Source organism: Pedobacter petrophilus (genome assembly GCF_009674725.1).
GTDB classification, from domain to species: domain Bacteria; phylum Bacteroidota; class Bacteroidia; order Sphingobacteriales; family Sphingobacteriaceae; genus Pedobacter; species Pedobacter petrophilus.
In genome coordinates, this window is record NZ_WKKH01000040.1 from 1 (window position 1) to 12104 (window position 12104).

Genomic DNA, 12104 nt, shown 5'->3' on the forward strand with positions numbered 1-12104 from the left:
TTCAGAGCCAGAGTGAAACCTAAAGTAACTAAAAATCAAAAAGATGCAATATAAAAATCCTTAACTTAATGACATTGTGTGCACGCCGGGCAGGTGCTATTTAGAATTATGCCTAAAATGCTTCAGGCAGAGTTGTCAAAAGCACAGGCTGAAACAAAATCAGCAGAAATAGAACTTCAAAATACAAAATTGCTAACCGATAAAAACGTGGTTTCTAAAAACGAGTTAGCCATGGCCAAAGCTAAACTACAATCGGCCAATGCCGAAACAGCAATGGCTAAAATGCATTTGGCTTTTACCGAAATCAGGGCCCCGTTTGATGGCACAATTGATAGAATTCCTTTGAAATTGGGAAGTATGGTAGAGGAAGGCGCTTTGTTAACCAGCCTGTCTGATAATAGCCAGGTTTTTGCCTATTTCAATGTCTCAGAACCCGAATATTTAAACTATCAATCGGCTGTTAAAGCAAAAGGACAACAGGAAGTAAGCTTGCTTTTGGCCAATAACGAATTGTTAAAATCAAAAGGTAAAGTGGAGTTGATTGAAAGTGAATTTGACAGTGAAACCGGAAACATCGCATTCAGGGCGCGTTTTAAAAATGCAGATAACCTGCTGAGGAATGGTGAAACGGGAAAGATTCAAATGGTTGTTCCTTTGAAAAATGCATTGGTTATACCTCAAAAGGCAACTTACGAAATTCAGGATAAAACTTACGTTTTCATAGTTGATAGCAAGAATAAGGTGCATTCCAGACCCATTACCATAAAAGGTGAGTTACCGGATTTGTATGTTATTGGCGATGGTTTGGGCCTCGGCGATAAAATTCTGCTGGAAGGTGTGCAAAAGGTTAAAGATGATGACAAGATCTCTTTTAAATTTCAGCAGCCGCAGGATGTAATCAACAAATTAAGATTGAAAACCGAGTAATTACACCTCAAAACTTATTTTATGTTTAGCAAGTTCATACAAAGGCCCGTCCTTTCTATAGTTATATCGCTTATTATTGTGTTTTTAGGAGTCTTAGCAATAAGTTATCTCCCGGTTACACAATTCCCCTCTATTTCTCCGCCAAAAGTTAACATCACTGCAGAATATCCTGGTGCTAACAACGAATTACTGATTAAATCTGTAGTGATCCCTTTAGAGCGTGCTTTAAATGGCGTTCCGGGGATGAAATATATTGCATCAGATGCCGGTAATGATGGTGAAGCTTCCATCCAGGTTGTTTTTAATTTAGGAACTGATCCCAATCAGGCCTCGTTAAACGTTCAGAACCGTGTGGCTGCAGTAACCAATAAACTCCCTCCTTTAGTGGTTCGTGAGGGTGTGAAGATCAGTCGCGAGGAATCTAACATGTTGATGTATATTAACTTGTACAGTAAGGATCCGAAAATGAACCAGAATTTCCTTTACAACTTTGCCGATATCAACCTGCTTTCAGAATTGAAGCGGATTGATGGAGTAGGTTATGCAGATATTCTGGGTGACAGGGATTATGCCATGAGGATTTGGTTGAAACCCGATCGCATGCAGGCTTATAAAATTTCTGTAGATGAGGTAATGAAATCACTTGATGAGCAAAGTTTAGAAGCTTCGCCAGGTAAAACCGGAGAAAGTTCTGGTAAAAGATCTCAGGCATTTGAATATGTATTAAAATATTCTGGCCGTTTTAACACTAAAGAAGGTTACGAGAATATCATCTTAAGGTCTAGCCCGGATGGAGAATTGCTTAGACTAAAAGATGTGGCAGATGTGGAATTCAGTAGTGCAGCTTACAATTTGTACTCTACATTAAATGGAAAAGCTTCGGCAGCAATCGTATTGAAACAATCTTACGGAAGTAATGCCAGCCAGGTAATTAAAGATGTTAAGGCAAAAATGGCCGAGATTAAAGGCAGCTCTTTCCCAAAAGGTTTAGATTATGAAGTGAGTTATGACGTTTCCAAATTCCTGGATGCATCCATAGAAAAAGTAGTGCATACCCTGGTAGAAGCCTTTATTTTGGTAGGTTTGGTGGTCTTCTTATTCCTGGGCGACTGGCGCTCAACAGTGATTCCGGCCATTGCAGTTCCGGTATCATTAATTGGAACGTTTGTATTTATGCAGTTCTTTGGCATTACGTTGAATCTAATCACCCTTTTTGCATTGGTATTGGCGATTGGTGTGGTAGTAGATGATGCAATCGTGGTAATTGAGGCGGTGCATGCCAAGATGGAAGCCGACAGGCATCTTTCTGTACTCAAGGCCACGCAGCAGGCCATGAAAGAGATTGGTGGAGCGATTATAGCGATTACCTTTTTAATGGCATCGGTGTTTATTCCTGTAACCTTTATGTCAGGCCCGGTTGGTATTTTTTACCGGCAGTTCTCCATCACTATGGCTACGGCAATTATCCTTTCTGGTATTGTAGCGCTAACGCTTACGCCGGCCCTGTGTGCCATCATGTTGAAAAACAACCACGGAAAACCGAAAAGGAAAAGCATTGTAGATAAGTTTTTAGATGGCTTTAACCATGGCTTTGCAAAACTTTCAGGTAAGTATGAGTTTGTGCTAACCAAAGTGGTTAGCCGCAGGATGCTTACTTTCGGGGTATTAATCGCATTCTGTCTGGGCATCTGGGGTTTAAGTGGAAGTGTGCCATCAGGTTTTATTCCTAATGAGGATCAGGGGATGGTTTATGCGATTATTCAAACGCCGCCAGGATCAACTCTGGAACGGACGGATCAGATTGCAGAGCGACTTCAGAAAATGTGCGAGGATATTGATGGGGTTAAATCGGTATCATCATTAGCTGGATATGAAATTTTAACAGAAGGTACAGGCTCAAATTCAGGAACCTGTTTAATCAACTTAAAAGATTGGGATGAACGCAAGCACTCTGCTTCAGAAATTATCAGAGAGCTGGAAGAAAAGTCAAAATCAATTCCAGGGGCAACCATTGAGTTTTTCCAACCGCCGGCAGTACCAGGATACGGTGCAGCAGGAGGTTTCGAACTTCGCCTTTTAGACAAGGGGGGGAGTGGCGACTATAAAAAAATGGAAACCGTTGCCAACGATTTTGTAAGGGAATTAAATAAGCGTAAAGAGTTATCATCCGTATTTACGTTTTACAGTGCGAGTTTTCCGCAATACATGCTCAAAATAGACAATGAAATTGCACAACAAAAAGGGGTAACCATAGATAACGCCATGAATACGCTTTCTACTTTTGTGGGTAGTAATTATGAAACCAGCTTTATTAAATATGATCGTCAGTATAAAGTAATGGTGCAGGCCTTACCACAATACCGGGCTTTACCAGAAGATATATTAAAACTTTCCGTTAAGAATAGCCGTGATGAAATGGTTCCGTTTGCTGCCTTCATGAAAATGGAAAAGGTTTATGGATTATCAGAGATTACCCGTCATAATATGTATAACGCTTCTGAAATTAGTGGGCAGTCTGCTCCGGGATATAGTTCCGGGGAAGCCATCAAAGCCATAACCGAAGTGGCTGCTAAAACGTTGCCAAGGGGATTCGGTATCGATTGGGCAGGGATTTCGAAAGATGAGGTTTCGAGAGGAAATCAGGCCATTTATATCTTCCTGATTTGTTTAGCCTTCGTTTATCTGGTGCTTGCAGCGCAATACGAAAGTTTTATTTTGCCGCTTTCTGTAATTCTTTCCCTGCCAGCAGGTATTTTCGGAGCTTTCTTATTTCTGAAATTGCTCGGTCTGGAAAATAACATTTATGCCCAGGTTGCCATGGTAATGCTCATCGGGTTGCTTGGGAAGAATGCGGTGTTGATTGTAGAGTTTGCTACACAAAGGCATGCTCAGGGTGCAACCGTTTTAAAGGCCGCCATGGAAGGTGCATCAGTTCGTTTCCGACCAATTTTAATGACTTCCTTTGCCTTCATTGCCGGTTTAATTCCGTTAATGATTGCTTCAGGACCAGGTAAAATTGGTAACAGAACAATTGGTTCAGCAGCAGCCGGCGGAATGCTTTTCGGTACCATTTTCGGGGTCGTAATTATTCCGGGATTGTATTTCATCTTTGGGAAAATTGCCGAGAAACACAAACTGATCAAAACTGAAGAGGAAAATCCATTAACTGAAGAAATTGAAGACAATGTTTAAGAAAAGCATCTATAAATACTTTGGTTTAGCCGTAATATGCGCAGCATATACCGCTTGTAAACTGCCAGAGGTTGCACAACGTGCTGAAAATAAAAATGTACCGGCGGGTTATAGCGATTCGCAAGATAGCCTGAACAGTGCAAACATCCAGTGGAAAACATTTTTTACAGATCCTAACCTGGTGAACCTGATTGATACGGCTTTAAAAAACAACCAGGAGTTAAACATCACTTTACAGGATATTGAGATCGCCAGAAATGAAATCAGAGCTAGAAAAGGCGATTTGCTGCCTACTTTAGGTTATAGTGTTGGTGCCGGAATTGATAAGGTTGGCCGCTACACCAGTTCTGGTGCAGGCGATGCATCTACAGAGATTACACCCGGTAAAGGTGTTCCAGAAATCCTGCCAGATTACCGGTTTGGTGTACAGGCCAACTGGGAGGCCGATATCTGGCACAAGCTGCGTAATGCAAAGAAATCAGCAGTAAACCATTATTTATCTACTGTTGCAGGCAAGAATTTCGTAGTTACCAATTTAGTAGCAGAAGTAGCTAATTCTTATTATGAGTTGCTGGCGCTTGATAACCAGCTGGATATTGTGAAACAAAACATCAAAATTCAGAGCGATGCTTTGGAATTGATGAAAATTCAGAAAGAAGCTACCCGCGTAACAGAACTTGCAGTAAGGAAATTTCAGGCAGAAGTTTTAAGTTCCAGAAGTTTGCAATTTAGTATTGAGCAAGATATCACAGAGGCAGAAAACAAAATTAATTTTCTTTTAGGTCGTTATCCGCAAACCATTATCAGGGATGGAAAAAATTTCACAGACCTGGTTCCGCCAACAATTGCATCAGGTATTCCATCTCAGTTGCTGGCAAACCGGCCAGATATTAAGCAGGCAGAATTAGAACTGGCAGCAGCTAAATTAGATGTTAAGGTTGCAAAAGCGCAGTTTTATCCTTCTTTAGGTATTTCAGCTACAGTAGGCTATCAGGCATTTAATCCTGGTTACTTACTGAGAACACCCGAATCTATAATTTACTCGTTAGCAGGAGATTTAGCCGGACCACTCATTAATAAAAATGCCATAAAAGCCGAATATTTGACAGCGAATGCGAAGCAGTTGCAGGCCGTATTCGATTATGAGAAAACCATTTTGAATGGCTATATCGAAGTGGCTAATCAAATGTCTAATATCAATAACCTGCAGAGAAGTTATGATTTGAAAAATCAACAGGTTAAAGCGCTTACTGAATCAATAGAAATCTCAAATGCCTTGTTCCGATCTTCCAGGGCAGATTACTTTGAGGTATTGATGACGCAACGCGATGCCTTACAATCAAAACTGGAATTAATCGAAACCAAAAAGCAACAGCTTAACGCAGTGGTAAATATTTATCATGCACTTGGTGGAGGTTGGAATTAACCCTTATTTTAAGTTTTTAGCGAACTTTGGCGGTCTTCAGATATTTTTGAAGGCCGTTTTTTGTTTATTAAGATCAGCCGAAATGAAGCGAAAATTAGTGATTTCTGATTACTTAATGCCTTGTTTGGCAGAATTTGCTGCATGAATTAATTTTTTGTAAATCCTTATCCATTTATTTTTGCTTCATAAAATTCCAGTGTGGGTTAATTCCAGCCAGGCTCATGCATATTCTATATCGGAGTATTTATGTGGTTCATTTTGCTTTCGGTTTAGCGGGTAAATACGTGATTCGAAGAAAAACGAAACTATTTTTGCAACTTTATTTTGATTGTACGGTTTATAATTTAATTTTGTATGACTAACCAATTTACTTTATGAGCAATGTATCTAATCCGAACCCAGAGCAGATGGACGATAGGATGGAATCTGACCATAATCATTCTCAGGAGCTTAATCGTTCTTCTCCCAAACGCAAGTTTGAAGGTTGGCCAATTTTATGGATTTTATTGGCCCTTTCAATTATTTCTGCAATTATCTGGTATACCGGTTCGGCCGCAGATTTATTAAACTGGATCGAAAAAGACTAAAACATCAGGAATGTCAGGTAAAATAGGCCTGACAATTTGTATATTATCTTTAAGGAGTAAACGGAGACTATTTTTGAGAGCGCTAATTTAAGTTCGTAAATTCAGGAATCAGAATTTTTCATCATCACTCGGAATCTGCTCGGCTGAAAAATAGCAATATAACATAAATGCAAAAGAAGCAATGTAGAAGGCTGCTGTGATGGAAAGGAATGTGCTCATAATAATAGATGTTTTGGTTAGGTTATAATAACATTAAGTTTTTGTAAATTATTTTACTAAACGTAGAAAAAAAAATGAATTAAGTCAATAATGTTGATAACTATTTTAGTTAATATTTCTCAAGCTGATTTTGTTTTAAATTTCCGATTAATTGTCAAACCAACATTTTTCTGTTTTGACTATCAATATTTATATTTATTTTGGTGCTAAGTGCTTATAGTTAGCCTTTTATGTTTTTAAAGTCGCTATTTTTATTTTGTGATAATCGTCAGGTATTTTTATATTAGAGGATTAGTAATTTTATAGAAGTCAGATTAATATTCAATATATCCGGGTGATGAATACGCATTATTAGATAAAGAAATAGGCTGATGAATATTGAATCAGTAGGATTATCCACTCAAAATGGAATCGAACAGTTAAGGTTTATCATTTTAAATGCCAAAGCTAAGCTGTCATCTACAGGCACAACACCTTTTTACAAGGCGCCTGAAAAAGACAGCGGCACAGCAAGGTTTAACTGTTTAGCAGGTATGGAGAAGAAAAATCAGCACTAAAAAAGTTTGTGAATCACCGGATTGATTTTAGAGAAGAAGATAAAAGCGATTAATTACCACATTATTTGATTGCAGCATTTTAAATCATTAACAAACCTCATATTATGAAAATTGCAATTATTATTATTCGGGTGTTGCTGGGGGGCATGTACCTCTTTGCATCAATTCCTTACTTTTTAAAAATAATGCCAACTGAGATGCCACCAATGACGGCAGATCAAACCACCTTTATGGCGGGGCTTACGGCATCGGTATACTTAATGCCGCTAATTAAAGCAACAGAACTGGTTTCTGGTATTTTACTGCTCATCGGGAGAACAGCGCCATTGGGTGCTTTGATCATTTTTCCTGTTACCTTAAACATTTTTCTTTATCATGCTTTCCTCGGGCCTAAACAATTGCCAATGGTTGCAGTGATGCTTATTTTTAATGTCTTGCTGTTTTTTGCCTACAGGCAAAAATATCTTCCACTGGTTTCAAAGTAATCTTTCATTAGACAAATACTTTTTCTTTTTATTTACTGTTTGCATACAAAGGTCAATTCACTATCTTTAAAAACTAACTATAATAAAAATATGAGAAAGTTTCCATTGCTAATGCTACTTTTTGTAGCCATGTCGTTTTCAGTATTTGCTCAAAAAAAGGATGCAATTGTTGGTAAATGGCTTAATCCCTCAGGAGAAGGACAAATTGAAATCTATAAGAAAGGCGATAAATACTTCGGTAAATTGGCCTGGATTAAAGAACCTAATATTAACGGAAAGCCAAAACTGGACGTTAAAAACCCGAATGCAGCCTTACAAAAAAGATCATTGCTAAACCTGGAGCTGTTAAAAGATTTCGTTTATGACGATGGCAAATGGACCGACGGAACAATTTACGATCCGAAAAGTGGAAAAACCTATAGCTGCAATATGACTATGAAAGGCAATGATGTACTTAATGTACGGGGCTATATAGGCATTTCCTTGTTAGGAAGATCAGAAACTTTTAAGCGAGTTAAATAATCAAAATGAAGAATATAATCTGGTGCCTGCTAATGGCACCTTTTTTTTGCGCCGCGCAGTCGTTCGAATTGAAGCCTTTAAATGAACCTGCCAAAACCAGTTTACGTGGCTTAAGTGCGGTATCTGATCAGGTAATCTGGGTGAGTGGAAGCAATGGATCTGTAGGCAAGACCCTAAATGGGGGTAAAACCTGGGAATGGATGAAGCCAAATGGCTATGAGCAATTAGATTTCAGGGATATTGAAGCCTTTGATGATAAACAGGCACTAATTGTGAATGCAGGTTCGCCGGCTTATGTACTCAAAACGGCAGATGGCGGAAAAACCTGGACGGAGCACTATAAAAACTTAGATTCTGCCATTTTTTTAGATGGACTGGGTTTTTGGGATAAAAACCGGGGGATTATTTTTGGCGACCCCATTCAGGATAAAATGCAGTTGTTGAAGACCGGAAATGCAGGAAAAACCTGGACGAATATTTCTGCCAATCTAAAGCAGCCATTGGCTAAAGGTTAGGCTGGTTTTGCTGCGAGTGGCACGACCATTAAAACGCTGGCAGGCGGGAAAGTCTGGATTTCGAGCGGTGGCACCGCATCAAATATTTATTATTCTGCCGATTACGGTCAAAGCTGGAGTATTTTTAAATGCCCGATCTGGCAAGGTGAAAGCACAACAGGACCATTTTCTATCGATTTTTATGATGCGGAAAATGGCATTGTGGTTGGCGGAAACTATGTGAAAGATAAAGCGAATGACAATAATGTTTTGCTAACCAATGATGGCGGTAAAACGTGGACAAAGCCTGTTAGCCCTGTTTTGGGTTTTCGATCTGGCGTAGCATATGTAAATAAGAATATTATAGTAGCGACAGGCACTTCAGGAACCGATGTTTCAACTGATGCCGGGCAGAACTGGAAGCATCTCAATGATCAGAGTTTTAACGCCGTACAAAAAGCCAAAAAGGGCAATAGAATTTTCCTGGCTGGAGAAAAGGGGCGTATTTTTGAGTTGTTAATTGGCAAATAAAATATTTCTTAAATAAGCGTAACAGTTTTCCTGAACATGCATCTAAACCTCATTAAAATTGATTTTACGAAATATGCCGTTTAATCAATACAAACCAGAATATTTTGTTTTCTTTGTTAACTAAATATTTAATTTATACACTAACGTTCTATGGATTTTTTGCACACTGTTTTAGGTGATGACATTCAGGCTTCTCTACTCATTATTTTAAACTTAATCGTAATCGAAAGCTTGCTTTCTGTCGATAATGCTGCTGTTTTGGCTACAATGGTGATGGATCTACCTAAAGACCAGCGAGACAAAGCACTAAAATATGGTATTATTGGCGCTTACGTTTTTCGTGGAATTTGTTTGTTCCTGGCGGCGTGGCTGGTTAAAATCTGGTGGTTAAAGCCGCTTGGGGGCCTTTATTTGCTTTACCTTGCTTTTGATTATTTCCGGAAGAAAAATGCGAAAAAGAATGAAGAGGAGGAAGAAGTTGATAAAAGCAAAAGCTGGATTTATAAATCAACTGTTGGTTTAGTAGGTACCTTTTGGGCAACTGTTGCATTAGTAGAGGTGATGGATCTGGCCTTTTCTATCGATAACGTTTTCGCGGCTGTTGCCTTTACCGATAACATTTATCTTATTTATATAGGTGTTTTCGTGGGGATTTTGGCCATGCGTTTCGTAGCACAGGCTTTTGTAAAGCTAATGGAGAAATTTACCTTCTTAGAAACGGTAGCTTTTATTGTAATTGGTGTTCTGGGAATCAAATTAACCTCATCACTGTTTACACACTTTAACCCGGAGTCGCCAATTTCTCATGTCATAGAAGGTGAAAAAACAGATTTGTTCGTTTCGATATTTACAGTAGCTATTTTCATTTTGCCTGTTTTAACATCGTTATTGTTTAACTATCCTAAAAAAACTAAGGCTGAACTTGAAGTAGTGGATAAAGCCGACGAAGTTTTGGATAAATCTTAACCAGTATGGCTTGCTTGTCTATAAAAATCTTACATACAATAAATCTTAAAGCTACGTTTAATGTTTAATATTAGGATTTGAAATTGTAGCTAAAAGAAAATCTACCGTGAATGAGCTTTTATAAACATTATTCTTTTGATCTTTGGTTAACCTTAATTAAGTCGAACCCAGCTTTTAAAATAGAGCGGACACACTATTTTCATCAAAACCTAAATTCGAAAAAGAAAAGTGTAGCGGAAGTGGCGGTCATTTTCAGGCAGGTAGATTTAATGGTTAATGCCATTAATGAGAAAACCGGTAAAAATGTAGATGCCGATGAAATGTACCTGATTGTGATCAGCATCATCAATGATTATGATTTCAACTTCGGCGATCTCGATCTCGAAGATTTATACCAGAAAATGGAGGTTTTGCTACTTAACCACATGCCATTAATCTACTGCGACAACTGTTTAAATGTATTATCAAAAATAAAGAGCTCTGGCCTTACGTCAACCAATATTTTAAGTAATACTGGTTTTATAAAAGGAAAAACGCTTAGGAAAGTGATCAGTCATCTTGGAATTGATGCCTTTATAGACTTCCAGTTGTATTCTGATGAAGTGAGGATGTCTAAACCAAATGCAGGTTTCTTCCAATTAATGATTGATAATATTGATCGCGAAAAACATCAGGATCTAGTCCTGCAGGAAATCATTCACGTAGGGGATAACCCCCTTGCCGATATCCGCGGAGCGCAAATGATGGGTATTAACAGCATGCTCATCCATTCTAATAATCTATCTATCTCAAATCTACTCTCATGATTCCATACACCTATTCACTTCATAAAATTGATAACACAGCCAACTTTGGCTTCGATCCGAATGATTACAGCCGTTTCAAATTCGGTGATGATTTAGTTGCCCGATCCTTCGGAAAAGACCTTGCTGATGGTTTTATTAAATACTACCTGACAGATAATCGAATTGCAGATCAGATCGTAGTAATCTCCAGTCCTTACAGCTTTATTCCAACGGCAACCTTTGCCATGAAGAACTATTTTGTTTCGCAACTTAACCGTTGGCTGGCCGAAAATGGTGGGCTTACCATTCAGGAAGCAAAAGTACACCGCACCATCACTTATAAAGAAGATTACGGTGAATTAAGTGCAGAAGAACGAATGAACCTGATTGGCAACGATTCTTTTCATATTGATCGTGATTTCCTGGAAGGTAAAACACTCTTGTTTTTAGATGATATTAAGATCACGGGCAGTCATGAGCGCATGATTTTAAAAATGGCAAGGGAATATGGCTTAAAAAATGAGATGCACATGCTTTATTTTGCCGAACTGGTAAATAAGGAGATCCATCCTAACGTAGAAAATTTTCTTAATTACCACCAGATAAAATCCATCTTTGACCTGGAAAGAATCATCAGCAACGGTTATTTTTGTTTCAATACCAGGGTAGTGAAATATATTTTAAACACAGAATCTAGCAGTTTTTCGATCTTTTTAGAACGGATGGATCACGATTTTATTCATCAGCTTTACGATCTGGCCCTGGGCAACAGCTACCATTTGATGGATGCGTATGCTGATAATTTAAAACTCATTAAAAGTTACATTAAAGACAATACTTATAAACTAATATAATATGGCTATAAACTTGCAAAAGGGGCAGAGAGAAAATATCGATGCGCCCAAATTTACAATAGGTTTAGGTTGGGATACCAATAACTCATCAACAGGTTCTGCCTTCGATTTAGATGCTTCAATTTTTCTTTTAAACGATCAGAAAAAACTAATCTCTGATGAAAATTTTGTTTTCTACAATAATTTAATCTCTCCTGATGGGAGCGTTGAGCACACAGGTGACAATTTAACCGGAGATGGAGATGGCGATGATGAACAAATTAAGGTTGATTTAACCAAGGCTGATTCAAAAGTAAGCGAAATCTGCGTGGTGGTAACCATCCATGATGCCGAGAACAGAAGACAAAACTTTGGACAGGTAAGAAACTCGTTTGTACGTATTTTCGACGCAGTTACCAATGAAGTAATTTTAAAATACGAGCTGGAAGAAGATTTCTCTATAGAAACTGCAGTAGAATTTGGAAGAATTTACAAACGTGAAGGTAAATGGAAATTTGAAGCGGTTGGAATGGGCATGAAAGGTGGTTTACAGGATTATTTAAATAAATATCAATAACAT

At 38.3% G+C, this 12104-nt stretch carries 13 protein-coding genes; all 13 read left to right on the forward strand.

From position 1 onward, the window contains the following. Positions 1-78 precede the first annotated feature (78 nt). A complete protein-coding gene (locus GJU39_RS18610; RefSeq protein ID WP_342448229.1) occupies positions 79-927 on the forward strand; it encodes an efflux RND transporter periplasmic adaptor subunit in 849 nt (282 codons plus the stop codon). A gap of 21 nt (positions 928-948) precedes the next feature. After that, complete coding sequence (locus GJU39_RS18615) at positions 949-4119, forward strand: efflux RND transporter permease subunit (protein WP_154282507.1); 3171 nt, start codon at positions 949-951, stop codon at positions 4117-4119. After that, on the forward strand, positions 4112-5545 hold the full coding sequence (locus GJU39_RS18620; RefSeq protein ID WP_154282508.1) for a TolC family protein: 1434 nt from the start codon (positions 4112-4114) through the stop codon (positions 5543-5545). The genes GJU39_RS18615 and GJU39_RS18620 overlap by 8 nt, the downstream gene beginning before the upstream one ends. A 374-nt stretch (positions 5546-5919) precedes the next feature. After that, a complete protein-coding gene (locus GJU39_RS18625; protein ID WP_154282509.1) occupies positions 5920-6132 on the forward strand; it encodes a hypothetical protein in 213 nt (70 codons plus the stop codon). A gap of 590 nt (positions 6133-6722) precedes the next feature. Further along, the gene (locus GJU39_RS18630; RefSeq protein ID WP_154282510.1) at positions 6723-6908 is read left to right on the forward strand and encodes a hypothetical protein; all 186 of its coding nucleotides are present in this window, start codon (positions 6723-6725) and stop codon (positions 6906-6908) included. A gap of 104 nt (positions 6909-7012) precedes the next feature. Next, complete coding sequence (locus GJU39_RS18635) at positions 7013-7393, forward strand: DoxX family membrane protein (RefSeq protein ID WP_154282511.1); 381 nt, start codon at positions 7013-7015, stop codon at positions 7391-7393. A 90-nt stretch (positions 7394-7483) separates the two neighbouring features. Next, entirely contained in the window at positions 7484-7915 is a 432-nt protein-coding gene (locus GJU39_RS18640; protein ID WP_154282512.1) for a DUF2147 domain-containing protein, read from the forward strand. Between the two features lie 5 nt (positions 7916-7920). After that, the gene (locus tag GJU39_RS23965) at positions 7921-8430 is read left to right on the forward strand and encodes a WD40/YVTN/BNR-like repeat-containing protein (RefSeq protein ID WP_245228012.1); all 510 of its coding nucleotides are present in this window, start codon (positions 7921-7923) and stop codon (positions 8428-8430) included. A gap of 201 nt (positions 8431-8631) precedes the next feature. Further along, positions 8632-8940, forward strand: a complete 309-nt coding sequence (locus tag GJU39_RS23970; protein ID WP_245228014.1) for a WD40/YVTN/BNR-like repeat-containing protein — start codon at positions 8632-8634, stop codon at positions 8938-8940. Between the two features lie 150 nt (positions 8941-9090). Next, positions 9091-9906, forward strand: a complete 816-nt coding sequence (locus GJU39_RS18650; RefSeq protein WP_154282513.1) for a TerC family protein — start codon at positions 9091-9093, stop codon at positions 9904-9906. A gap of 110 nt (positions 9907-10016) precedes the next feature. After that, positions 10017-10712 carry an HAD family hydrolase gene (locus tag GJU39_RS18655; RefSeq protein WP_154282514.1) on the forward strand — a complete coding sequence of 232 codons (696 nt, stop codon included), beginning with the start codon at positions 10017-10019 and terminating at the stop codon, positions 10710-10712. Then, positions 10709-11545, forward strand: a complete 837-nt coding sequence (locus GJU39_RS18660; protein WP_154282515.1) for a phosphoribosyltransferase family protein — start codon at positions 10709-10711, stop codon at positions 11543-11545. Before GJU39_RS18655 ends, GJU39_RS18660 begins: the two co-directional genes overlap by 4 nt. A gap of 1 nt (position 11546) precedes the next feature. Continuing rightward, positions 11547-12101: a TerD family protein gene (locus tag GJU39_RS18665; protein WP_154282516.1), complete on the forward strand. Its 555-nt coding sequence runs from the start codon at positions 11547-11549 to the stop codon at positions 12099-12101. Positions 12102-12104 lie beyond the last annotated feature (3 nt).